This is a genomic window from Parabacteroides sp. AD58, assembly GCF_023744375.2.
Taxonomy (GTDB): Bacteria; Bacteroidota; Bacteroidia; order Bacteroidales; family Tannerellaceae; genus Parabacteroides; species Parabacteroides absconsus.
Genome location: NZ_CP146284.1, coordinates 2,455,070 through 2,477,500 on the forward strand (window position 1 = coordinate 2,455,070; position 22,431 = coordinate 2,477,500).

The following is a 22,431-nucleotide window of genomic DNA, read 5'->3' on the forward strand; positions in this document are numbered from 1 at the left end:
ACAGGAACAGACAAAACCATTCTGATCAACTGAATTCCTTCCCGTGCAACATCTGGGCGTCTGCCATAAATTCTTTGATCCGATGTTCATCCTCCCGCTTACAAATCAGCAAGACATTACCTGACTCAGCAACAATATAATCCTTCAAGCCCTGAATAACTGCCATCCGTTCCGGATCAGATAGAGCAATAACATTACCACTACTTTCGTACAACAAAGTCTGGGTTTTTAATGGCGCATTATCATGTATATCTTTCGGTGCAATATCATACAACGAGCCCCATGTACCCAAATCGGCCCAACCGAAATCTACACAAAGCATATATACATTCTCTGCCTTTTCCATTACCGCATAGTCAATGGAAATATTCGGGCAATATGGAAAGTTCTGGGCAATAAAAGCATGTTCTTCGGCTGTATTGAATTCGGGTAATCCTAAATCAAAGCGGGCCGTCACGTCAGGCAGATATTTATGGAGAGCATTGATGATAGCATCGACATTCCATAAAAATATACCTGAATTCCAAAAGAACTCTCCGCTTTCATAGAATATCCGGGCCAGATCCAGATTAGGCTTCTCTGTAAAAGTCTTTACTTTCGAAAAGCCATCAGCTCCATCTTCACAGCTTTGGATATAGCCATAACCGGTTTCCGGACGACTCGGACGAATACCCATCGTCAGCAAAGCATCTTGGCCATCAACGAACAGAAGACCTTTCTTTACATCTTCCAGGAACTCATCTTCCTTCAATATCAAATGATCACATGGAGCAACAACCATGTTCGCATTGGGATTCAGCGCCCGTATATGATAAGCAGCATACGCAATGCAAGGAGCCGTATTACGACGAGTCGGTTCCAACAAAACCTGAGAAGGATCTAATTGGGGTAATTGCTCTTTAATCAGATCTGCATATAATGCATTTGTGACAATATATATATTTTCTGCCGGAATAATCTTGGCAAAACGATCATACGTCATTTGCAACAAAGTGCGGCCTGTTCCAAAAAAATCAAGGAACTGTTTTGGATAAGCTTCCCGACTAAATGGCCAGAATCGGCTTCCAATACCACCGCCCATAATAACACAATAATTGTTGGTCATAGCTTAATAGACTTAGAAGTTATACACACTACAAATCTAACGAAATAATCTTTCATTTAACAGGCCTGAGAAAAAAAGTTGAAAAAAACTGGAGAAATATTTGCAGGTTCAAAAAAAAGCCCTACCTTTGCAACGCAATTGAGAAACAAAGTTGCTCAGTTATAAATAAAGGTTGACAAAATGCCCAGATGGCGGAATTGGTAGACGCGCTGGTCTCAAACACCAGTGGATTCACTTCCATGCCGGTTCGATCCCGGCTCTGGGTACGAATAAACCCTGATAATCACCTGATTATCAGGGTTTTCTGCTTTTATAGGGCGTACTAAATGTGTACTGAATGACGAATACAAAGAAAAGGTGTACTTTAATAGTTTTCTTCCCCATATCTTTATAATTTCTTAACGCTTATCCTATCTTTTCTTCCTTATTATTGCCGATGTTTTCGGGAAAAGTGAGATTCTTACCTTATATTTGTAGTAAGAACGTTTAAAGGCACACGATTATGGAAAATCATATAGAAACCAATTTCAGAGAAATACAGAAGATATTAGATAGTTGTATAGCTCATGACTATAAAACTAAAGTAGATGCACTATTTTTAAAACGTGAATATTTGACGCAAGCCCAGCTAAAGGATTATTTGCGACAAGAAATTTTCCGTGTGACTGAAAATATTGTAGCCATCCAACAAAAATACCGTGTCGTGCGTAACATTGTATTGGACATGGATATTCCCGATTTTTTGTGGGAAAGTGGTTATTTTGAGGACTTGAATTCTGATGAAAGAAAAAAGTATATCGGTTTCCGCTGCTCTGATTTTGATATGGATGCATATTTGCATGAACCGTCCTGTTATGATGGGCGGCTTCCTTATTTGTCCATTATCGTTAATCTTGTCGTGCTTTCCAAATATTTGCGCTATCTGCAAGAACAGGAAAGCAATTACCATACAGATGCGGTTGCCATCCAAGAGCAAGCCTTGCCAAAAGAGAAAGAGGAAAGTGCAGATACTAATCCAACCAAGATTGTGGGCAAAAGCAATCCTTTCAAGTCCACGTTGAAAGCTAATGAAATCAAACTTCTGACCGACTGTGTGAATGAAGCGAATATGTTTACTACTACCGTCAGTGCCAAAATACTTACCGATTTTTTCAACTGCAAACTGAATGGGGTATTGAAAGTTAATAATACCCGTCTGTTAGCCTATCTTATGATGCAACTTAGCTGTTATAATTACATCGTTTATGAATGGCAGTCTGTCATAGCAAACAATAAACTGATATTGAAGAAGATAAAAGGTGAACCGCTTACACGTACTGACCTGTCGAGTGCGACAGACCAAGCGAAAAACATCTATCCGAAAGGATATGAAATCATAGACAAATACATCAAACAACTGCAAAAAGGTTGAGCATAGATTGAACGCTCAAACAAAGGTCAATTAGACTTCATTTTCAAGCTCTTAACTTTGCCCCCGTTAACAAAAAAACGAGGGTGCGCACCTTCATATTGTTTCACCTAAATTCCTAAACAATATGGAAAAAAATTTAGAGTTAAGAGTTTCCGAACTCGAAAAGATGTTGTTCCTTTCAAAGAACGTGCTTAGCTTCGATGAAGCGAGCAAGTTCTTGAACCTTTCTAAAAGTTACCTGTACAAGCTGACTTCGGGTAACTTGATACCCCATTACAAGCCGCAGGGCAAAATGCTTTATTTTGAGAAAGCGGAGTTGGAAGCATGGTTGCGTCAGAACCCGGTCAAGACGCAGGCGCAGATAGAGCAGGAAGCGCAGAAGTATATCCTTAACCGTCCTCTAAAGAAATAACGGCTATGGAAAATAGAAAAGCGACAGAAGCCGGGCAGGACATCACCATGCAGAAAGAGGATTTCGCAGCCCTTTGGAAAACCATTCATCTAAAGGTGACGGACACTTACGAAGTGCCGCCCGAAATACTCTGGGTGAACGGCTCTACCATTGGCACGTTGGGTAATTTCAGTGCATCCACGGGTAAAGCCAAGAGCAAAAAGACATTCAACATTTCCGCTATCGTTGCGGCAGCGTTGAAGAATGACGAGGTATTGAAGTATTCGGCATACCTGCCACCGAACAAACGGAAAATCCTCTATGTAGATACCGAGCAGAGCAAATACCATTGCCACAAGGTCATGGAGCGTATTTTGCGGCTTGCCGGACTGCCTACCGACAAGGACAGGGACGATTTTGTTTTCATCGTGCTAAGGGAGCAGACACCCGATAAGCGGAAACAGATTATCGGTTATATGCTTGAAAATATGCCCGATGTGGGGTTGCTCATCATTGACGGAATCCGTGACTTGATGTATGACATCAACAGCCCCAGCGAATCGACTGACCTAATCAACCTCTTGATGCGCTGGTCAAGCGGATATAACCTGCATATCCATACCGTACTGCATTTGAACAAGGGGGATGACAACACAAGGGGGCATATCGGTACGGAACTGAACAATAAGGCTGAAACCGTCCTGCAAATTACCAAAAGTACGCAGGACGGCAACATAAGCGAGGTAAAGGCGATGCACATACGTGACCGGGAGTTTGACCCGTTCGCATTCCGTATCAACGACAGCGCATTGCCCGAAGCCGTGGACGGTTATGTATTCAAGCAACCCAGCCAAGACAGGGGCTTTCCACTGGCAGAACTGACGGAGCAACAGCACAGGACAGCTTTGGAAAACGGTTTTGGCAAACAGGTCATATATGGTTACGAGAATGTCCTAAAGACCTTGAAACAGGGTTATGCAAGTATCGGCTACAAGCGTGGACGCAATATCCATGTGGATTTGAACAAGTTCCTTGTGAACAAGCGCATGATTGTGAAAGAGGGCAAGGGCTACCGCTATAATCCCGATTTCCATTATTAAAAGTCAGTTTGGTTTAGTCCGGGTGTATATATAAGAGGAACGGACTTACTATTTCCCTGTATCGGAACAGGCAGGTTTAGTATGGTACGGGTATATATATAACGGACTAAACAGGACTGGCGCACTTTTCAACTATTTTTTAATCCCCAAAAAAGAAAATGTTATGAACATCGAAGATGTGAAACAAATACCCATCGCAGACTATCTGCATAGTTTAGGTTACTCTCCTGTCAAGCAGCAGGGTAACGGCTTATGGTACAAATCACCGTTAAGGGAGGAACACGAACCGTCTTTCAAGGTGAACACTGACCGCAACCTTTGGTATGACTTTGGCGCAGGCAAGGGCGGCAACATCATCGCACTGGCAAAGGAACTCTATTGCTCCGACAGCCTGCCATACCTGTTAAACCGGATAGCGGAACAGACACCGCACGTCCGCCCGGTCAGTTTTTCTTTTCCCCAGCGTAGGACAGAACCGAGTTTCCAACATTTGGAAGTCCGTGACTTGACCCATCCGGCATTGCTCCGTTACTTGGAGGGACGGGGTATCAATATCGAACTGGCAAAAAGAGAATGTAAGGAACTCCATTTTACCAATAACGGCAGACCGTTCTTTGCTATCGGTTTCCCGAACATAGCAGGAGGTTACGAGGTTCGCAATTCCTTTTTCAAAGGCTGCATCGCCCCGAAAGACATCACCCATATACGGCAGCAGGGAGAGCCGAGAGAGAAGTGTTTGGTATTCGAGGGTTTTATGGACTATCTTTCTTTCCTCACGCTCCGGATGAAGAACTGCCCGACCATGCCCGACCTTGACAGGCAGGATTATGTCATACTCAACTCTACTGTCAATGTGCCGAAAGCTATTGACGTGCTGTACCCGTATGAACGCATCCACTGTATGCTTGACAATGACAAGGCAGGATATGAAGCGACACGGGCTATCGAATTGGAATACTCCTACCGTGTGCGTGACTTCTCGGGCAATTACAGGGGGTATTCGGACTTGAACGATTACCTGTGCGGCAGGAAGCAGGAACAGAAGAACAGCACCAGCCAAGCGCAGGAGATAAAGCAGGAAACCGGACAACGTGCCGCCCCAAGACAGAAAAGGGGCAGGGGCATTTAGTCCGGCAGGATTACCAGCGACAGGCGGTTTAATTTGGAGAGCAAGGTTATGTTTCGGTAAACCGAAACTACCTTGCTTTGCTTGACAGCAAAGAAAATTTCTCCCGTTGGTCGCAATTTTTAAGATACCATTCAAATGTAAAAACCTATGACGAATATAAAGGATAAGCCGGGGGGACGTCCGGCAAAGAAACGGATAGAGAAGCAGCAACGGGTAGTCAGCACGAAGCTGACCGAGTTGCAGTATTATGCCATCAGGAAGCGAGCCGGGGAAGCCGGGTTGCGTGTCAGTGAGTATGTCCGGCAGGCGGTTGTTTCGGCAGAGGTCATACCCCGGCTGAATAGGCAGGATGCGGACACCATCCGCAAGCTGGCAGGGGAAGCCAACAACATCAACCAACTGGCGCACCGAGCGAATGCCGGAGGTTTCGCACTGGTGGCGGTGGAACTGGTGAAACTCAAAAACAGGATTGTCGAAATTATAAATCAGTTGTCGGATGATTGGAAAAATAAAAAAGGGAAGCGGGTTTAAGGGCTGTGTGAACTATGTGCTTGGTAAGGAGCAGGCGGTTTTGCTTCATGCGGACGGGGTTCTGACTGAAAGCCGGGGCGATATAATCCGCAGCTTCTGTATGCAGACCGGGATGAATCCCGATTTGAAGAAGCCTGTCGGACATATTGCGTTAAGTTATTCGGCAGTGGATGCACCCAAATTGACAGACGAGAAGATGGTACAGCTTGCGCAGGAGTATATGCGTGAAATGAAAATCACCGATACGCAGTATATCATCGTGCGCCATCAAGACCGGGAACACCCACATGTGCATATCGTGTTCAACCGCATAGACAACAACGGCAAGACCATTTCGGACAGGAACGATATGTACCGTAACGAGCAGGTATGCAAGAAGCTGAAAACCAAACACGGGCTTTATTTTGCTGGTGGAAAAGAACAGGTAAAGCAGCACCGCTTGAAAGAGCCGGACAAGTCGAAATACGAGATTTACACGGCTGTAAAGAACGAAATCGGGAAGTTCAAGAACTGGCGGCAGTTACAGGAGCGGTTAGCGGAAAAGGGTATTACTGTCCGGTTCAAGTACAAGGGGCAGACGGGCGAGATACAGGGCGTTTCCTTTTCCAAAGGCGAATACACGTTCAAGGGTTCGGAGATAGACCGCAATTTTAGTTTCTCCAAACTGGATAAATGTTTCGGGGATGCAGGACTGAATACGGTCGGAAATCAACGGCAGACAGCTTTTACACCCGTTCGGGAGCCATTGCCGACACAGGGAAAGACTGACAGTCCGTTGATAACTGGCTCACTCGGTCTGTTCACCGCTTCATCACCCCCTGCGGATGAAGAACCAAACTTGAATTTAAGAAAGAAGAAGAAAAAGAAAAAACAACTTAATTTGTAAACACATGGAGAAAAATTTGATTTTAGAGGGGCTTCTCTCAATGGTTACTGAATTGAAAGAGAAGCAGGAAGCACAGGTAACGCCAGCCAGTCGGGAGGAAACTCTTGAAAGACTGAACGCAATCGAACAGGCATTGTCGGAATTGCACAGTAACCCGGCTGTTCCCGAAAAGGATTTGCAGGCTATCCGAAGCCAGCTTGACGAGATAAGGAATAGGATGCAAGGTCAGCAGAAACATATCGAGGACACCAAGAAAATAGTATTGGAAACCTACCGTTGTTTCAAGGTAATGCTTGATGCTTTGGGCTCTTGCAAGACGGATAAAGAGGAAGCTATACCCTTACCGCTCTATCAACGGATTTGCAACAAGGTCGCTTCTTGGATTCGTCCGGGATTGTTCCTTTTTTCGGCAGTGCTGGTTATCTGTTCCGTTTCCATATTCTTGAATATCCGTTTGGCTGAACGTATGCAGCAGTTACAGGACAACGATATGAAATACCGCTATTTGCTGATGCAAGGACAGGCAGACGGGGAAACTTTTGATATACTGGAAAACAAGTTCAAATGGCAACGGGATAACGGCTTTATCCGAAGTCTGACCGATTCAGTGATGGATTTTGAATACCGCATCCAAAAGCAGGCGGAAGCACTGGAACGTGCAAGGCTGTTGAACGAGCAAGCCGAACAGCTAAAGAAAGAAGCTGATAAGCTGGGTAAGCCATAAACGGGGAAAGCCGGGATGGATGAAGCACATTCACCGTTCCGGCTTTTCAGATTCACTTCTTTTTCTTCGTACAGTGTTCTTTCTCGAACTGGCGTAGCGTGGTGACGCTGAACCTTTCCTTGATGAACTCCCGGACATCGGAAGCCTTGTAATACACTTTTCCGCTGATAGTGAAGTATGGCAACGCACCGATAGCCCGGTAGCGTTGCAGGGTTTTGATGCTTACTTTGAACAGCAGGCACAAGTCTTGATTATCCAATAGGTTATCATCTTCGGGCAGTACCCTGTCTGCATTGCGTAGTACCCGTACATCTTTGCAGAGTTCTTCCAGTTTGGCATACAGCTTCTGCATCCATCCACCAAATTCGTCATTGTCTATATACATAATTGCTTCATTTTTCAGATTATACATTTTGTTTGTCAATCGATTGATGAAGCAAAGTTCTAAAAACGGATACAAAGAAATTACAGGAGAACTAATGGAGTCCCCTATAAATAAATCATAAGTTGCTGATTATCTATATCCTTTCTTATCATGTTCATTTTTGATTAGGTTTGCCAGTCCATTAAGAAATTCGGTGAGTTTGCCCGGCTTCCGTTTTATCACGTCCTCATGTTTTTGGTGGCAGTCGCTTATCTTAATGTTAAACAACCATTCAAAACCTTTGGATAAGTCCACTAAATAGGCAGGTTTACCGTTCTGATAAACGATGTCTTTGGAGAGGAATAAGCCGCTTACCACTTCCATGATATTGATAAGGGTTGTTTTGTCGGCGAGGTAGAGAGGGGAAAGGGGCTGTTTATTGATGCGTTGCTGTAGTTGTTCCGGGTATTTGATGCGCCATTCAATAAGGCGTATTTCAGTGTTCAAAAGTCCTATCGCTTCATCAATTAAATGCAAATAGGGCATTTTTTTCTTGCTCAAACCGTACACGATACGATTTAAGACGGTGTAAACCAAAGGAAAAATAGCGAAGTAAAATACTGTAATCCTGTTCGTTGATACCAAAATCGGCTACATGCGTAGCCAATTCCTCAATAGCTTCTGTAAACTCCGATGCAGAAACTTTACGTTGTGAATATTCCGACAATAAGCGGAAAAATCGCTGTTCTAAAATTAGATTCATGTATGTATTCATATAAAAAATAAGCCTTAGCGAGACTTAGGAAAAGGCTTATTTCAATTCATAATATTGTAATCCGCAAGTTGTTGTTTTGGGGGAATTTAGAAAAATAGTTTATAGCAAAGTAATCCCAATAAAAATAGCACTAAAAGGCATATTGTAAGAAATATATATATCCTAAACATATATATTTGGTCTGATTGCTCCTTTTCTATGGTTTTTTTACGGATTTCTTCTATCTTTTCAATGGAAACATTGGATAAATCAGCATTTTTACCTTTGCCTACAAGATATTTGTGATGTTCTTTCATCCTGTCTCTATTCAACTTGCGAAGCTCACGGTTCTCTTTGTCCCGTTGTAGCATATCATTTATGCAACCTAATGTTCCCATTTTCCAGTTAACATTTAATTTCCAAACCTTGATATATCAATTTCTTTTTGTAGTTCCCTAAAGATACGTTCCAAATCATATCCATGCGGATTGGAAATTTGGAAACATCCGCTTTCTATGGGGCTATTAACCTGAGGAGCAGTTATCACCGTGTCATTGAAAACGAAAGCGATGTACTTTCCTACACTCTTTGTTGTGGCTTCTCTCCATATAGGCAATTTATCTTGGAGGAAGACACCGGTAATGACCGAGTGTCCAAAAGCATCAGTTTCCAAACGTAAAGAATCGAAATCCATAACAGTAAGGAAAGGTGTTTGTGAAAGGCTGTCTGTAGTCTGTGATGTTACGTAGTACCAGCCGTTTGTCCGGTGAAAGGATTTTGTCTGCATACAAGCTGTCATTAGTAGGCAGAAAAAGAGAATTGTTGAAATCTTCATATCCGCTATTTTTAGGTTAATACATCTTCTCCAACGTCCACACCATCTTATTGGGATTATAGGCTTCCATTACGAGATGTGTTCCTGTGTATTCCATCACTGTCCACGGACCTGCTATGTTGTCGAACGTGATGATTTTTCCATTTACTTGATAAGTAAAATCTGTGTTCCACATATATCCGTCTTCTTCGTTCGTCCTTGTATAAATGCCTTCTGATTCGTTAGTAAACTGAAGAATGGATTGTTTTGTGTAGTCTATCTCATCTTCGATATTGTACACGGTCATTTGCGCTTGCCAAGTAGTTTGCTTCAGGGCTTCGGGGGTGAAGACAGAAGTAGGGGCATCATCGTTACTACAATTTGTCAGACATAACATGGCGCAAATAATGAATGTGGAAAGCACCATACATAAAGTAATTTTCTTTTTCATCTTATCTCTATTTTAAGTGATTGACAATAATTATATATTTCTCTTCATAGGGATACTAACAATACCTTTATTAATCTCTTTTTTACCCACTTTTTTGAAGCCTAAAGATGTATAAAAAGTTTCTGCATAGGTTGAAGAATTAACTGTTATATAAGTAAAATTACAATTGCTCATCATATAGTCAAATAACGATTTTCCTATTCCTTGCCGATGATAGTGTGGCAAGACAAAGAAGAGGGATATATGTTGCCTTTCCCGATGTACACCGATTATTCCTATCAATAAATGATTGTCAAAAGCCCCATATATGTCAAGCGTATTCATCAACGATGTGTCATACACGAAACTTTTAAAGGTTTCAATCCCTTCTTCCGTAAAATCGTTAATGCCACACTCTATACATACTTGATAGGATAAGTTTATAGCATTTTTATATTCTTCTTTCATTAATTTCCGTATCATACTAATAGTTTTTAATCAATGTGTGCAAAGTAATGAAAGGTGGAGGAAAAAGGTCTTGACAATTATCAAGACCCCAATATAACAATTGTTAAAAGGTGAGTTATATCTCTAACTTGCGGCGTATGCGGCTAATGGTTTCCGGTGTAACCCCTAAGAATGAAGCGATGCTTTTCAAAGGAACTACTTCTTTCAAGTTAGGACAACGTTCCATCAAGTTCCTGTATCGTATTTCAGGCGTACAATATGAATCAAGTAATCGTTCATATACCATTTCAAATAGACTCTCTGCCACATGCCTTCCGAATCGTTGAGTTTTCATATCCGTTTCCCAATATTCAATAATGTCATGACGGGATATTTCATATACAGAACACTCTGTTATGGCTTGAATATTTACTAACGATAAGCCACTTCTCATTAAAGAAGAATAGTCACATACAAACTCGTTGGTGAAAGCGTATCCAACAATGTGTTCTTCACCCTCTCCATCAATATATGTATATTGGAATGTACCGTTTTCTACCCATTCGGCAAAACGTGATATTTCATTCTGACGAATAAAGAAATCTTTTTTGTGGTATATACGTTGCTTCCCTTTTTCATGAAATAAATCTTTTACGAGGGAATAGTCTAAATTGTCGAGGTATGAATTAAAATCTTTCATTGTCGTAAGCTATTTATTCAGTCCACGGCGTATGCGACTGATTGTTTCCGGTGTGACTTGCAAGAAAGAGGCAATCTCCTTTAACGTAATGTACTCTTGAATATCGGGGCATCTATTCAATAAGTCAAGATACAGTTCTGCCGTAGTCTTGCAGTACATATCTATTAATCTATGATACATTAATAAGTATGATTGTTCAATAAGAGTACATTTTACTTGCATGGTTTCTACATTTGTGGCAAAGAATTCCTCTACTTTTAAATAGGGTATATAACAAATCTTTGTATCGCAAACGGCTTCAATTGTTACTAATGACGGTTGATTAGGCTCTATAAGTGTGCATAAACTTCCTGTAAACTCTCCGGAGAAAGTATATCCTACTATATGTATATTCCCTTTTTCATCCACACGAGTATATCTCAATAAGCCGTGTTCGATATAAGCTCCCCGATGATTCACTTTGCCTTGAATAGTGAATTGTTCACCCTTTTTGAGTTCGATATAAGTACCATGTTCCAAAATGAACTGCTTTAGCTGTTCTAATTTCGAATGGTTGGCATATTGTGAGTTAAAATCTTCCATACTATAAACTAATTGCAATTAAAATATAGAATAACCTCGTGAGTTGTTCTCTTAAAAAGGGAAAATAGATTCCTGACTTTATCAAAACATCTTCTCTTTTTTTTAATCTACTTTATTGTGAGTTTAGTTTGTGCTTTTGTATATATATCCAAAACGTACCAAACTAACTTTTGTAGCCTGCAAAATATATGTGCTGGCGAAAGAAGAAACAATCTTTTTTCTTTTCGCCAATTTTAAAGTTTGTAACTCTCATAGTTTGAGGAAGAAATGAATACTTTTATTTCTTCTTCTGTTGGAAGTTCTATCCTATACTTTTGCACAAAAATATTTGGGTCTAACCCGGCAGTGGCATACTTAACCAAGGTATCTCCCTTTTCGGTGCAGAGCAAAATGCCGATAGGTGGGTTATCATCCGGCTGCATCACTTCCGCTTTAAAATAGTTCAGATACATATTTAGTTGCGAAGCGTACTCATGGCGGAACTTATCTATCTTCAATTCTACAATAACATGGCATTTCAAAATGCGGTGATAGAACACAAGGTCGGCAAAGAAATAATCCTCGTCTATCAAGATACGTTTTTGCCGGGCTTCAAAACAGAAGCCATGTCCCATTTCTAACAGGAAGTGTTGCAGGTTGTCAAGAATGGCTTGTTCCAAATCAGTTTCTGTCACCAATGCACGTTCATTCAACTCTAAGAACTCCAAAGTAACAGGGGTGTTGATAACATCTTTAGGTTGTAATAAGGTTGCTTGTTGCTGGACTAAAGCGGAGAGGGCTTCTTTGTTTTTGGATAGTCCGCTACGTTCGTAATATAAAGATGCGATTTGTCGCTCCAACTCCTTTACAGACCAGCAGCCACGAATGGTTTCCATTTCATAGAAAGCACGTTTTACCGGGTTCTCAATTCCCGATATAGTGTTTAAATGGGTGGAAGATAATCTATTGAATAATCTATCAGCCGGAATCATCCATGTTTCGGTTTGTGGGTATTCTGTTGATAGTTTCCAAACTCCATTTTCAGATTCGGCGGTCACCAACCGCCGAATTGGTTCAGTGAATTCGGCGGTCAATGACTGCCGAATTTGAATTTGTGATGCAATGTATTGTGTAACAGGTTCTTTTAGTTGTGGATAAACAAGGTACAACCGTCTAAATTCCCTGAATCTACGTTCATTCAGACCTTTTGTTTTCAGTCGTTGTTCCAGCTTCTTCAACAGTTGTTCACCGTAGGCGGCACGGTCTTCTCCGTTCTGCTCAAATTCTACAATATAGCAACCCATAAGCCAGTTACGGGAAGTAAGGGCAAGGTTTACAGCATGTGCGGCTTGTGCCTGCAACGTGTTCTGTATCGTGCTGATATGTTTTACTAATGCTTCAAAGTTCATAGTTACAAAGATAAGTCTTTTATGGTTAAAACTTTAGTTCGGGCAAGCTGTTTATTGCTTCCTCTTTCAATTTATCCACCGCACGGGTGTACTTCTCCGTATGCTTCAATCCGCTATGCCCTAAAAGGCTGGCTACGGTTTTGATATTTGCCCCATTGTTCAGAATGTTCACGGCAAACGAATGCCGGGCACAATGCCAGCTTATATGTTTGTCTATCCCGGCTCTCTTTACCCAACGCTTTACTGATTTACAGCAACTTTCGTAAGTAGGTAAATCGAATATCAAACAGTTTTTATCTGCCGGGGCTTCACCAATGATAGACAATAGACCATCATTCAGGGGAATAACCACACCACTACTGGCAGAATGTCCCTTTGTCTTGCTTTGTTCAAATTTCAATAACCGATTAGCGTAATCCACATTCTTATAGGTAAGGTCTTTTACATCACAGAAACGCAAACCACTGTATAAACAGAAGATAAAAGCCCGTCTGACATTCGGGTTCTCGTTGTCATAATGGCAAGCCGCCAACTTTTGTATTTCTTCGGGAGAAAGAACATCTTTTCGAAGCATTTGGCTATCCACTTTACAGGTAACACTTTTACATGGGTCTTTCAACATTACATCGTGGTCAATCGCATATCGAATAACTTTCTTGAAACGCTGGTAAATGCTTTTAGCACCTTCACCCACACTTCGGGATTGCAAATAGGCTACAAACTGCTCCATCATTTCTTTGGTGATAAGTTCCGGTTTGATACTAAACTCATTCATGGGGTATTGCTCTTTTAAGAAGTCCTTAAAACGGCTAAGCGCAATTTGTACCATGCGAATATCTTTCTTGGTATAACTGTTGATATAGGCTTGGAAATAGTCTAAGAAATTGACCGTTCTATCTTTTTTCAACCGATAGCCCAACATACTTTCTTTAAATTCCTGCTCACGCTCCGCACGTATCTTTGTGGCAAGCTCCAATGTTTCTTTGTTCTGCTGGCGTTCCGCAGGGGTACGGGGCTTATCTATCAGATACAGACTAAGGTTTTCTTTTCGCCTGTTATGCTTTACTGCAAACTTGGGCTTACCTTGCATCTTTCCACTATCATAGTACACTTGATTGCCGTTTTCATCTAATACGGGCTTTTCCTCTCTACCTAAATAATACTCTAAGTAAAGGCTGATTCTACCATCCGAGAGCTTATTTTGCTCTAACTTGGGGTTTTCTTTCGTTTTATTTTCTAACTTTGCCATTGTTTAGAGGTTTTATCCCGATTTAGGTACCATAACCGGGTGATTACGCTAAATAGTTGATTTTCTTTTGTTTTCCAATATTGCAAAGGTACAAAAGAAAATGATATTTCAAAGTGTACTAAAAGTGTACTGAATAACGGAAAATGGGCAAAATATGGCAAAAATAGAGAAAATAGGAAATATTCAAATAGTTGATAATAAGGAAGATAAATTCTTTTATTTTCCTATGATTTCTATGGCTTGTACCGGGTCTGGGTACTAAAAAGGACAAATTCGAATCATTTAGAGTTTGTCCTTTTTCTTTTCATAGGTTGACAGGTTTACCTATAATAAGGTTCTGCCCTTTGCTCTTTATATAGAAAAGAGCAGAAACACTTCTTCACTACATAACTCAGAACAAACGGCAGTATTTTTCAATCAACCGCCACAATCGTCCCTCATCCACTTCCATTACAATCCGTACAGACTGTGTACCAACGGGCGGATTATATGGAAAGGCCAAAGACTGTCCGTAAGAAAGTCCTTGCTGCGTATTGATATCCACATGACATATCATCTCCCGCTTAAGAATGGAAGAATCCATACACAATGCGGCAGCTACAATATCCCAAATATGCCATACTGTATCCGGACGTTCCTGAAATGTCGCTTGCAGAAAATTATCATACGACATGGAATGAAGCTTATCATTTTTCAACAGTCCAATAATCCGGTCATAACGTTCCTTACGCAGTTCAATTCGGTCACAGACATCTAATCCTACTACTATCTGTTCCTTAAAAGGCGCACGCAAGGCGATTTGTGCAGCTTCCGGATCATACCACCAGTTAAATTCGGCAGCTGGAGTCGTATTTCCCGGCACTGTAAAAGCTCCTCCCATATAAACAACCCGCTTGATAAGCGGAATAATCTCGGGAGCCATCCTGATAGCCATCGATAAATTACAACAAGGGCCAATAGCCAATATTGTTACCTCATGAGGATATCGTTTTACCTGTTCTATCATAAAATTGACTGCATGCATGTCGGCTGGCTCAATAGTAGGTTCTTGCTTATAGCGGGAAACATAAACATCTTTCCAAGAGGCAGGCTCTTCATAAGCAAATGACCCTAAATACCCTTCTCCATAACCAAATAATCGAATTTCTTCCTTTATACTCTCCTTCCGGTTAGGGGCCAATGGCAAACGAACTCCTTGTAACACTGGTACATTTGTTACGCCAATCGCTTCTAACTGACGGATAGCGTAAGCGGTCCCTTCAGAAACCCAGGTATTGCCTGCCACCACAGTAACTCCCAATAATTCTATATCTGGAGCTTTTGCTAACATCATCATGGCGATGCCATCGTCAAAAAGCTCTACCATATCGGTATCCAAAATTATTTTCTGGCGACGATCATCACCAGCCCATCCCAAAGTAACGCCACAAAACAGAATGAAAACTAAACAAAACTGCCTCATACTTCCTATTTTTACTCCAAAACTACAAAAAATACCGGGTAAATTTCAGATCTACTATTTCTTTATTCCCAACGACTGATACATAAAGACAGGATTATTTTAAAGAACTGAAGATTACATATATTCTTTGTATAAGAAATAAAATTCGTTACATTTGTAAAAGCATGTACAATTCATTGTAACTTAAGTTTGAGGCGATATGAAAAGGAACTATCCGGTAGGCATACAAAACTTTGAAAAGATACGCAATGGGAATTATTGCTACATCGACAAAACGGATCTGATTTATCAGCTGATAAAGTCCGGTCAATATTACTTCTTAAGTCGTCCCAGACGATTTGGGAAAAGTCTGCTCATATCTACCTTAGAAGCTTATTTCCAAGGGAAGAAAGAGTTATTTGAAGGACTCGCCATAGAACAACTGGAAAAGGAATGGATAGAATACCCTATTTTACATTTGGATCTGAATGCCCAAAAGTATGATACGCCTGAAAGTTTATACAGCATACTGAATAATGCGTTGTGCATTTGGGAAAGCCTTTACGGAAGCCGCCCCAGTGAAACCAATCTGTCCCTGCGTTTCCAAGGAGTAATTCAACGTGCAGCCGAGAAATGGAATCGACCCGTAGTGATCCTCATTGATGAATATGATAAACCCATGCTTCAGGCCATTGGGAACGAACCGTTGTTGAACGACTACCGCAATACACTGAAAGCTTTTTACAGTGTAATGAAGAGTTGCGATAAGTATATCCAGTTTGCCCTGCTTACTGGAGTAACCAAATTCAGCAAAGTCAGTGTATTCAGTGATCTAAATAACCTGATGGATATTTCCATAGACAATCGATTTGCCAATATATGCGGTATCACTGAAAAAGAGCTTCTCAGCAACTTCAAGGATGACATCGTAGAACTTGGGCAAAAGAATGGCATGACCGAAGAAGAAACAAAGGCTTACCTCAAAGAAATGTATGATGGATATCATTTCGTGGAATACGGCGATGATATATATAACCCATTCAGCCTGCTGAATACATTTGCAAAGATGAAGTTCGGTAGTTACTGGTTCGAGACCGGAACACCAACTTTTCTGGTTGAACTCCTTAAACATAGCGAATATGATTTGCATCGGTTGACCGAAGAAATGACCTCTGCCGATTCACTTGGAGGAATAGACACCATGTATTCTAATCCTATACCCATTCTGTACCAAAGCGGTTATTTAACCATTAAAGGATATGATAAGGAATTTCAAGTTTATTACTTGGGATTTCCTAATAAGGAAGTAGAAGAAGGTTTCACCAAATTTCTATTACCTTGTTACGCTCACTTACAGACAGGAAATAAGAGGCATCGAGAAATGGATTGTTGAAGAGTAGTTTCACTTCTGCAACACAATTGACATAGATTTTATTGTATCACTTTTATGTTTATATCAGAAACATGCAACACCTCTTTAAGAGCCGCCTTCACATCATCTGAAGTTTTCAGATCAGAAAATCGGTGATGAACAATAAATGTTCCATAAGTTTGCACTATATATTCTTTTTTAGGGAAGAACAACACCATACAGTTAATATCATTCTCAAAACAATAAAGATAGAGGCAAGGTTGCTCTAGTTTATCATAATGAGAAACATCATCCCAAACGAGCAAGGACGTGGCCGCAACAGTTGTCGAACCAGCAGAAGAATTTATCTGCATAGGTATGCTTTTATAAAATCTCTCATAGACAGCTTTGCCAAGATGAGCGTTTAAATCCATAATTGGTTTTAAAAAGCCTTGAAGATGATCTATTTCAAATACATGATAATTTGTTTGATAATTACCTGAACCTATATCTTTTATTAAACGGATAATACCTGGATTGTTGGTACTGTACTTAATATAGTTTGTATCATTTGCCAAAGTACACATGTTTCTAACCATATCTAAGCCTTCCCTCAAAAGAAAATCTGGCCGATCTCCTATATAAATAGCAGTAGGTCCATCGTTTCCTCCTATTATAGCCGATGATTTACTTTGAGGCAAAACCTGAGCTTTGCTTTCACCGTTATAGCCCCACAGTAATAAGGCCATTACATATAGCTTCAAAAAAGATATGATTCTCATATACCACTGTTATTAATTATTACCGGCAACAAACTTTCTCACAGATTTCTACAAATATAATTCATCCATATAATAAAACAAGGTCCCTTAGCGTATTATTTTACCTAAATATCCATAGGCCAAAATAGAATTCCTGCCTATCTAAAAAATATATTCTGCCTAACATTTCTTTAGTTCACGACGTGAACTACTTAATCTACGGCGTGAACTAAGTAATCCACACTGAGAACTAAGTAATCCACGGCGTGGATTAAAGAATAAATAGTGAGAACCGAAAGAATAGCCTCTTGATTTATTTTTTTAACTTTGTATGTTAGTTGAAATGAACATCTGATTGGCGGGAAGAAACATTATGAAAAACATTATCCAAAGCATCCGCTCGGCTTATCCTGTTTCTGATGCTTCCATTCAAGCGCTGGAGGCTTGTCTGACGTTATGCCATTTTCCAAAAAGATATCTATTGGTAAGAGAAAATATATTCTGCAAATATGCTTATTTCATTGAGGAAGGAATGACCCGTTCTTTCTGGCTGGTCGACGGAGAAGAGATTACCACATCATTTGCGGGCGAAGGAAGCATCGTATTCAGCATGGACGAACTCTATTACCAGAAAGTGAGTGAGGAATTCGTTGAAACCCTCGAAGAAGTCGTGGCTTACCGTATCTTACTGACTGACCTGATTCATCTTTTTGAGACGAATATCGAATTATGCAACTGGGGAAGAATCATACATCAGAATGAATACCGGCGTCTGCACCGCAGCCACAAGGAACGCCTTACGCTTCCGGCAAAAGAGCGGTATGAAGCATTCAAGGAACAGTTTCCGGATGTCTGCCAGCGCGTCAATCTTGGATTTATTGCTTCTTATCTGGGTATTACACTTTCGACGCTCAGCCGGCTGCGGGCAAATGGATAAAGCCGGCCAACGATTTTGACATAGGACAAACTTTTCTCCAAAAATAGATCATACATTTGCCTTACATATAAACCAAACATAATCGTCCATGTCAGAAACTAGAATTTCTGCGGCCGCCTTTGCGGATACGAAGCCCCATTATGAATTGCTGGATGGGCTGCGAGGCGTAGCTGCTCTGCTTGTTGTATTCTATCACATCTTCGAAGGTCTCTCGTTTGCTGCCGGAGGAACACTGATCACGACCATTAACCACGGGTATTTAGCGGTCGATTTCTTCTTTATCCTTTCCGGTTTTGTTATCGGCTATGCCTACGACGACCGCCTGGGAAAAACCATGTCTCTCGGGAATTTCTTCAAACGCCGCTTGATCCGCCTGCACCCGATGATCGTCATGGGAGCCGTTATTGGTGCCGTCACGTTCTGCATTCAAGGAAGTGTACAATGGGATGGAACGAAGATAGCGACCTCGATGGTGATGTTGGCTTTGCTTTGCGCCATGTTCTTCATACCAGCGGTTCCGGGTGTGCGTTATGAAGTACGTGGCAACGGAGAGATGTTTCCGCTCAACGGTCCCAGTTGGTCGCTATTCTTCGAATACATCGGAAATATATTATACGCGTTATTCATTCATCGGTTATCCAAGAAGGCACTGGCCGTACTCGTCGGCATGTTGGGTGTCTTCCTGGCGTGGTTTGCCTTGTTCGATGTCTCAGGCTACGGCATGATCGGTGTGGGCTGGACGCTCGACAGTGTGAACTTCTTGGGCGGATCGCTGCGGATGCTTTTCCCCTTCACGATGGGAATGCTGCTATCACGCGACTTCCGACCGATGCAGATACGAGGCGCATTCTGGATCTGTTCGGTTGTCCTGCTCCTTCTCTTCTGTGTGCCTTACATCGAAAACAACGGACCGATCAGTCTGAACGGATTGTTCGAGGCTGTTTGTATCCTCTTCATCTTCCCAATTCTGGTATGGATTGGTGCTTCGGGCAAAACGACCGACAAGCGATCTACGCAGATCTGCAAATTCCTGGGAGATATTTCGTTCCCGCTCTATGCCGTGCATTATCCGCTTATGTACTTATTCTATGCCTGGCTGATTGACAACAAACTTTATACCTTCGGCGAAGTATGGCCCACGGCCTTGATGGTTTATATCGGCAGTATTCTGCTGGCTTATCTGTGTCTGAAGTGCTACGACGAGCCCGTCAGAAGATGGCTGACAAAGAAGTTCATGCCTAAGAAACCGGCGGCGTAAGACTTCTGTAGGGCTACAAAAAGTCCAGCGGCCCGCGCGGAGACTTTTGTAACTCTACAAAAACACCAGCGCCTCACGCGGAGACTTTTGTAGCTCTGCAAAAACGCCAGCGGCCCGCGCGGAGACTTTTGTAACTCTGCAAAAACACCAGCGCCTCACGCGGAGACTTTTGTAACTCTACAAAAACGCCAGCGCGAGGCGCTGAAAACACATATCATATTATTGCAACCTAAACTGAACCGGAAGAATGTAACGCACAGCAACAGCTTTTCCTTTCTGTTTGCCGGGAATCCATTTCGGCATAGCCTTCACTACACGAAGAGCTTCCGCATCCAAAGCCGGATCAACACCTCGTTCCACCTTCACCTGCTTGATATTTCCCTCTTTATCCACCACAAAGCTAGTCACAACACGTCCCTGAATGCCATTTTCCTGGGCAATCACCGGATATTTGACTTCAGCAGCCAGATACTTGAACAAAGCGGATACCCCGCCCGGAAACGAAGGCTGTTCTTCTACAACCGTGAAGATTTGTCCTTCTACCACATCATCATTCGCCTTTTCCACACTAAGTTGACTCTGCGCATCATCAGCTTTCATGCCATTCGGATCTATTTCCAAGCGAATTTTCATACCGTCTTTTACATCTTTCACGGCGATCTCCTTGGGTTGAAATCCTGGCATCGAAATTCTCAAAGTGCCATCAGCCGGAGCTTCCAGAGCAAATTCTCCATCCAAATCAGTAATGGATCCCGAAGTTGTGTTTTTAATCACCACTGCTGCACCCACAATAGGCGCCACATCATCCACCACCACAGCCGAAACCTTTACAGTTCCATTTCCATCAGTCTGCTTAGCCGACGGTGTATTACAATTACTGAACGTCAGCAGCAGGGCGATCAAAGGAAGCCACACAAGAAGCTTCACTTGCTCTATTCTTTTTGAAGGTTGTTTGTTCATCATACGAATTCTGTTTTTTAGAGATGATACATTAAAATTACTATATAAATGAGCTGCAGCCTGAGGAGAAGTAGAAAGCCCCAACAGATGATACTGATAACATTTGCGGTCGCATCCGGCGTGTAGAACCGAATCGTCGGCCAGATATTCCAGGTTATCACGTATTTCTTTCTGAAGAAGCCAGACAAACGGATTAAACCAAAGCAAACACGTCATACATTCGGCAAACAGAATATCCAACGAATGCCATTGACGCGCATGCGTCTGCTCGTGTATAAGAATTTCCCGCCATTCACTTTCGGAATGCGACGGCGGATAAACGAAAATCCAACGGAAGAAAGAGAATGGTCCACCGGGCGATTTTAAGTGGCAAATTGTAAAACCACCTACCGCCTGATGATCTGTACAAATATATAAGTAAACAAGACTTCCAATTCGAAGAAAGAAGCGTAGTAAAAGCAGCAATGCCACCAATCCATATGCCATCCACCAAGAGAAATGCCCATGAGTCGCTGCCGGATGATCTGCAACCACCAAAACATTTGGCAAAGTTACCCAATCGTCCACAGGTAATACATTACGCATCACCTGAGCCGGCTCATGTATCCACAGCCATTCATCCCAGAAAGGAAATGAAATCGCCACCAGCCAGAAACTCCACAAGAGAAAACGACGGGTATGGAAGAAAGTATCCTTCGCAAACATCCACCGGTAAATCCCGTAGAAGAGGGCAAGAGCCCCATTCACCTGTATCAGATAATCAACCGAGAACATAGGCTACTCCTTCCCTGTTTCGATTTTCTCGATAATATCCCGCAAATCATCCGCAGAAATCTTTTCTTCTTTCGCAAAGAAAGAGACCAGTTCTTTATAGGAATTCGAAAACAGATTGCTGACGGCATCTTTCATAAAAGCCGTACGATATTCTTCCCGACTAATTAATGGATAATATTCATAGACATTTCCACAACGACGGTTCTTTACATAACCTTTCCGTTCCAGATTCTTTACAACCGAAGCCAAAGTAGTATAAGGAGGCTTCGGTTCCGGATATTTCTCCTGAAGCATCCGAACAACACAGGGACCAATCTCCCAAATCAATCGCATAGCCGTTTCTTCTTGTGTAGTTAACTTTTCCATATATCAATCAATTACGAGAACAACGCAAATCTACGAAACTTTCGTAGATGCACAATCAAGAAACGGTTAAATAAGATTAATCCAAAATATAAACACGAAAAAAGCCGATCCAACAGATGTCGAACCGGCTTTCTCTTTCTAAAACGGCGGCTACCTACTCTCCCACTGTTACGCAGTACCATCGGCGTGACGAGGCTTAACTTCTCTGTTCGGAATGGGAAGAGGTGGATCCCTCGTGCTATAACCACCTTAATTTCTTTATTTAAATCTTTTGAACCTGCCGTACATCCCGTAAAGTCTTCCGGAAGACCTTTTCTGCTTCGTAACTATCAATCCTTTTTCCGATAAGAAAGTTTCGGGCTATTAGTACTGCTCGGCTTCGCCATTACTGACCTTACACCTGCAGCCTATCAACGTCATCGTCTTTGACGACCCTCCTAAGGAAATCTTATCTTGAGGTTGGCTTCGTACTTAGATGCTTTCAGCACTTATCCTTTCCAGACTTAGATACCCGGCGGTGCACCTGGCGGTACAACCGGTAAACCAGAGGTCTGTCCAACACGGTCCTCTCGTACTAG

Annotated in this window: 25 protein-coding genes, 1 tRNA gene, 2 rRNA genes and 1 pseudogene (1 of these 29 running past the window's edge); 11 read left to right on the top strand and 18 right to left on the bottom strand. The window is 41.8% G+C overall.

Annotated elements, in window-relative coordinates:
• Positions 1 to 25: 25 nt before the first annotated feature.
• Positions 26 to 1,105: a mannose-1-phosphate guanylyltransferase gene (locus tag NEE14_RS10595; protein WP_251967880.1), complete on the bottom strand. Its 1,080-nt coding sequence runs from the start codon at positions 1,103 to 1,105 to the stop codon at positions 26 to 28.
• Between the two features lie 182 nt (positions 1,106 to 1,287).
• Between NEE14_RS10595 and NEE14_RS10600 the strand changes: the two genes are divergently transcribed.
• The 8 genes from NEE14_RS10600 to NEE14_RS10635 all read left to right on the top strand — a co-directional run bounded on the left by NEE14_RS10600 (position 1,288) and on the right by NEE14_RS10635 (position 7,277).
• A tRNA-Leu gene (locus NEE14_RS10600) sits at positions 1,288 to 1,371 on the top strand.
• Positions 1,372 to 1,607: 236 nt separating this feature from the next.
• Positions 1,608 to 2,516 carry a hypothetical protein gene (locus NEE14_RS10605; protein WP_007479974.1) on the top strand — a complete coding sequence of 303 codons (909 nt, stop codon included), beginning with the start codon at positions 1,608 to 1,610 and terminating at the stop codon, positions 2,514 to 2,516.
• Between the two features lie 124 nt (positions 2,517 to 2,640).
• Positions 2,641 to 2,928, top strand: coding sequence for a helix-turn-helix domain-containing protein (locus tag NEE14_RS10610; protein WP_005944327.1), 288 nt, complete (start codon positions 2,641 to 2,643; stop codon positions 2,926 to 2,928).
• A gap of 5 nt (positions 2,929 to 2,933) precedes the next feature.
• Positions 2,934 to 4,007: an AAA family ATPase gene (locus NEE14_RS10615; RefSeq protein ID WP_004323659.1), complete on the top strand. Its 1,074-nt coding sequence runs from the start codon at positions 2,934 to 2,936 to the stop codon at positions 4,005 to 4,007.
• A gap of 163 nt (positions 4,008 to 4,170) precedes the next feature.
• Positions 4,171 to 5,136 (top strand): toprim domain-containing protein, encoded by a 966-nt coding sequence (locus tag NEE14_RS10620; protein WP_005944329.1) that lies wholly within the window; start codon positions 4,171 to 4,173, stop codon positions 5,134 to 5,136.
• A gap of 147 nt (positions 5,137 to 5,283) precedes the next feature.
• Entirely contained in the window at positions 5,284 to 5,667 is a 384-nt protein-coding gene (locus tag NEE14_RS10625) for a MobC family plasmid mobilization relaxosome protein (RefSeq protein ID WP_004310825.1), read from the top strand.
• A complete protein-coding gene (locus NEE14_RS10630; RefSeq protein WP_008642636.1) occupies positions 5,633 to 6,553 on the top strand; it encodes a relaxase/mobilization nuclease domain-containing protein in 921 nt (306 codons plus the stop codon). The genes NEE14_RS10625 and NEE14_RS10630 overlap by 35 nt, the downstream gene beginning before the upstream one ends.
• Positions 6,554 to 6,557: 4 nt before the next feature.
• Positions 6,558 to 7,277, top strand: a complete 720-nt coding sequence (locus tag NEE14_RS10635; protein WP_005944331.1) for a hypothetical protein — start codon at positions 6,558 to 6,560, stop codon at positions 7,275 to 7,277.
• Between the two features lie 52 nt (positions 7,278 to 7,329).
• On the opposite strand, the gene NEE14_RS10640 is transcribed toward NEE14_RS10635, so the two are convergent.
• The 12 genes from NEE14_RS10640 to NEE14_RS10695 all read right to left on the bottom strand — a co-directional run bounded on the left by NEE14_RS10640 (position 7,330) and on the right by NEE14_RS10695 (position 15,467).
• The gene (locus NEE14_RS10640; RefSeq protein WP_004323655.1) at positions 7,330 to 7,662 is read right to left on the bottom strand and encodes a helix-turn-helix domain-containing protein; all 333 of its coding nucleotides are present in this window, start codon (positions 7,660 to 7,662) and stop codon (positions 7,330 to 7,332) included.
• Positions 7,663 to 7,791: 129 nt separating this feature from the next.
• Positions 7,792 to 8,211, bottom strand: a complete 420-nt coding sequence (locus NEE14_RS10645) for a hypothetical protein (protein WP_004323654.1) — start codon at positions 8,209 to 8,211, stop codon at positions 7,792 to 7,794.
• Positions 8,165 to 8,404, bottom strand: coding sequence for a hypothetical protein (locus tag NEE14_RS10650; RefSeq protein ID WP_080720260.1), 240 nt, complete (start codon positions 8,402 to 8,404; stop codon positions 8,165 to 8,167). The genes NEE14_RS10645 and NEE14_RS10650 overlap by 47 nt, the downstream gene beginning before the upstream one ends.
• A 98-nt stretch (positions 8,405 to 8,502) precedes the next feature.
• Positions 8,503 to 8,793, bottom strand: coding sequence for a hypothetical protein (locus NEE14_RS10655; protein WP_004323652.1), 291 nt, complete (start codon positions 8,791 to 8,793; stop codon positions 8,503 to 8,505).
• Positions 8,794 to 8,807: 14 nt separating this feature from the next.
• On the bottom strand, positions 8,808 to 9,230 hold the full coding sequence (locus tag NEE14_RS10660) for a SecDF P1 head subdomain-containing protein (protein ID WP_005944333.1): 423 nt from the start codon (positions 9,228 to 9,230) through the stop codon (positions 8,808 to 8,810).
• Between the two features lie 16 nt (positions 9,231 to 9,246).
• Positions 9,247 to 9,660: a hypothetical protein gene (locus NEE14_RS10665; RefSeq protein ID WP_005944336.1), complete on the bottom strand. Its 414-nt coding sequence runs from the start codon at positions 9,658 to 9,660 to the stop codon at positions 9,247 to 9,249.
• Positions 9,661 to 9,690: 30 nt separating this feature from the next.
• Positions 9,691 to 10,122 (bottom strand): GNAT family N-acetyltransferase, encoded by a 432-nt coding sequence (locus NEE14_RS10670; protein ID WP_005944338.1) that lies wholly within the window; start codon positions 10,120 to 10,122, stop codon positions 9,691 to 9,693.
• A 100-nt stretch (positions 10,123 to 10,222) separates the two neighbouring features.
• The gene (locus NEE14_RS10675; protein WP_005944341.1) at positions 10,223 to 10,786 is read right to left on the bottom strand and encodes a Crp/Fnr family transcriptional regulator; all 564 of its coding nucleotides are present in this window, start codon (positions 10,784 to 10,786) and stop codon (positions 10,223 to 10,225) included.
• 9 nt (positions 10,787 to 10,795) lie between these two features.
• Positions 10,796 to 11,368: a Crp/Fnr family transcriptional regulator gene (locus tag NEE14_RS10680; protein WP_005944344.1), complete on the bottom strand. Its 573-nt coding sequence runs from the start codon at positions 11,366 to 11,368 to the stop codon at positions 10,796 to 10,798.
• Positions 11,369 to 11,601: 233 nt separating this feature from the next.
• Complete coding sequence (locus NEE14_RS10685; RefSeq protein WP_005944347.1) at positions 11,602 to 12,756, bottom strand: PDDEXK nuclease domain-containing protein; 1,155 nt, start codon at positions 12,754 to 12,756, stop codon at positions 11,602 to 11,604.
• 25 nt (positions 12,757 to 12,781) lie between these two features.
• Positions 12,782 to 14,005: a site-specific integrase gene (locus tag NEE14_RS10690; RefSeq protein ID WP_005944350.1), complete on the bottom strand. Its 1,224-nt coding sequence runs from the start codon at positions 14,003 to 14,005 to the stop codon at positions 12,782 to 12,784.
• 391 nt (positions 14,006 to 14,396) lie between these two features.
• Positions 14,397 to 15,467 (bottom strand): nucleoside hydrolase, encoded by a 1,071-nt coding sequence (locus tag NEE14_RS10695; RefSeq protein ID WP_251967879.1) that lies wholly within the window; start codon positions 15,465 to 15,467, stop codon positions 14,397 to 14,399.
• A 199-nt stretch (positions 15,468 to 15,666) separates the two neighbouring features.
• Here NEE14_RS10695 and NEE14_RS10700 point away from each other — a divergent pair.
• A pseudogene (locus NEE14_RS10700) lies at positions 15,667 to 16,800 on the top strand (AAA family ATPase); the annotation flags it as partial.
• Between the two features lie 77 nt (positions 16,801 to 16,877).
• Here the strand turns inward: NEE14_RS10700 and NEE14_RS10705 are convergent.
• A complete protein-coding gene (locus NEE14_RS10705; RefSeq protein ID WP_338578727.1) occupies positions 16,878 to 17,546 on the bottom strand; it encodes a hypothetical protein in 669 nt (222 codons plus the stop codon).
• Between the two features lie 385 nt (positions 17,547 to 17,931).
• On the opposite strand from NEE14_RS10705, the gene NEE14_RS10710 reads away from it, so the two are divergent.
• Together NEE14_RS10710 and NEE14_RS10715 are read left to right on the top strand one after the other, a co-directional pair.
• Positions 17,932 to 18,495 carry a Crp/Fnr family transcriptional regulator gene (locus tag NEE14_RS10710; protein ID WP_251967877.1) on the top strand — a complete coding sequence of 188 codons (564 nt, stop codon included), beginning with the start codon at positions 17,932 to 17,934 and terminating at the stop codon, positions 18,493 to 18,495.
• A gap of 88 nt (positions 18,496 to 18,583) precedes the next feature.
• Positions 18,584 to 19,753 (top strand): acyltransferase family protein, encoded by a 1,170-nt coding sequence (locus tag NEE14_RS10715; protein ID WP_251967876.1) that lies wholly within the window; start codon positions 18,584 to 18,586, stop codon positions 19,751 to 19,753.
• A 219-nt stretch (positions 19,754 to 19,972) separates the two neighbouring features.
• On the opposite strand, the gene NEE14_RS10720 is transcribed toward NEE14_RS10715, so the two are convergent.
• The 4 genes from NEE14_RS10720 to NEE14_RS10735 form a co-directional block, all read right to left on the bottom strand.
• A complete protein-coding gene (locus NEE14_RS10720; protein ID WP_251967875.1) occupies positions 19,973 to 21,487 on the bottom strand; it encodes a TonB family protein in 1,515 nt (504 codons plus the stop codon).
• Positions 21,488 to 21,490: 3 nt separating this feature from the next.
• Positions 21,491 to 21,853, bottom strand: a complete 363-nt coding sequence (locus NEE14_RS10725) for a BlaI/MecI/CopY family transcriptional regulator (protein ID WP_251967874.1) — start codon at positions 21,851 to 21,853, stop codon at positions 21,491 to 21,493.
• Between the two features lie 141 nt (positions 21,854 to 21,994).
• Positions 21,995 to 22,105, bottom strand: a 5S ribosomal RNA gene (rrf, locus tag NEE14_RS10730).
• 92 nt (positions 22,106 to 22,197) lie between these two features.
• Positions 22,198 to 22,431 (bottom strand): 23S ribosomal RNA (locus tag NEE14_RS10735); it runs 2,648 nt beyond the window's last position.

Coding starts and splice junctions, on each gene's coding strand:
- NEE14_RS10695 (WP_251967879.1), bottom strand. CDS start 15,467: ATGAGGCAGTTTTGTTTAGTTTTCATTCTGTTTTGTGGCGTTACTTTG.
- NEE14_RS10725 (WP_251967874.1), bottom strand. CDS start 21,853: ATGGAAAAGTTAACTACACAAGAAGAAACGGCTATGCGATTGATTTGG.
- NEE14_RS10640 (WP_004323655.1), bottom strand. CDS start 7,662: ATGTATATAGACAATGACGAATTTGGTGGATGGATGCAGAAGCTGTAT.
- NEE14_RS10720 (WP_251967875.1), bottom strand. CDS start 21,487: ATGTTCTCGGTTGATTATCTGATACAGGTGAATGGGGCTCTTGCCCTC.
- NEE14_RS10635 (WP_005944331.1), top strand. CDS start 6,558: ATGGAGAAAAATTTGATTTTAGAGGGGCTTCTCTCAATGGTTACTGAA.
- NEE14_RS10670 (WP_005944338.1), bottom strand. CDS start 10,122: ATGATACGGAAATTAATGAAAGAAGAATATAAAAATGCTATAAACTTA.
- NEE14_RS10705 (WP_338578727.1), bottom strand. CDS start 17,546: ATGGCCTTATTACTGTGGGGCTATAACGGTGAAAGCAAAGCTCAGGTT.
- NEE14_RS10675 (WP_005944341.1), bottom strand. CDS start 10,786: ATGAAAGATTTTAATTCATACCTCGACAATTTAGACTATTCCCTCGTA.
- NEE14_RS10620 (WP_005944329.1), top strand. CDS start 4,171: ATGAACATCGAAGATGTGAAACAAATACCCATCGCAGACTATCTGCAT.
- NEE14_RS10710 (WP_251967877.1), top strand. CDS start 17,932: ATGAAAAACATTATCCAAAGCATCCGCTCGGCTTATCCTGTTTCTGAT.
- NEE14_RS10685 (WP_005944347.1), bottom strand. CDS start 12,756: ATGAACTTTGAAGCATTAGTAAAACATATCAGCACGATACAGAACACG.
- NEE14_RS10680 (WP_005944344.1), bottom strand. CDS start 11,368: ATGGAAGATTTTAACTCACAATATGCCAACCATTCGAAATTAGAACAG.
- NEE14_RS10625 (WP_004310825.1), top strand. CDS start 5,284: ATGACGAATATAAAGGATAAGCCGGGGGGACGTCCGGCAAAGAAACGG.
- NEE14_RS10665 (WP_005944336.1), bottom strand. CDS start 9,660: ATGAAAAAGAAAATTACTTTATGTATGGTGCTTTCCACATTCATTATT.
- NEE14_RS10605 (WP_007479974.1), top strand. CDS start 1,608: ATGGAAAATCATATAGAAACCAATTTCAGAGAAATACAGAAGATATTA.
- NEE14_RS10595 (WP_251967880.1), bottom strand. CDS start 1,105: ATGACCAACAATTATTGTGTTATTATGGGCGGTGGTATTGGAAGCCGA.
- NEE14_RS10615 (WP_004323659.1), top strand. CDS start 2,934: ATGGAAAATAGAAAAGCGACAGAAGCCGGGCAGGACATCACCATGCAG.
- NEE14_RS10715 (WP_251967876.1), top strand. CDS start 18,584: ATGTCAGAAACTAGAATTTCTGCGGCCGCCTTTGCGGATACGAAGCCC.
- NEE14_RS10660 (WP_005944333.1), bottom strand. CDS start 9,230: ATGAAGATTTCAACAATTCTCTTTTTCTGCCTACTAATGACAGCTTGT.
- NEE14_RS10690 (WP_005944350.1), bottom strand. CDS start 14,005: ATGGCAAAGTTAGAAAATAAAACGAAAGAAAACCCCAAGTTAGAGCAA.
- NEE14_RS10630 (WP_008642636.1), top strand. CDS start 5,633: ATGATTGGAAAAATAAAAAAGGGAAGCGGGTTTAAGGGCTGTGTGAAC.
- NEE14_RS10610 (WP_005944327.1), top strand. CDS start 2,641: ATGGAAAAAAATTTAGAGTTAAGAGTTTCCGAACTCGAAAAGATGTTG.
- NEE14_RS10655 (WP_004323652.1), bottom strand. CDS start 8,793: ATGGGAACATTAGGTTGCATAAATGATATGCTACAACGGGACAAAGAG.
- NEE14_RS10650 (WP_080720260.1), bottom strand. CDS start 8,404: ATGAATCTAATTTTAGAACAGCGATTTTTCCGCTTATTGTCGGAATAT.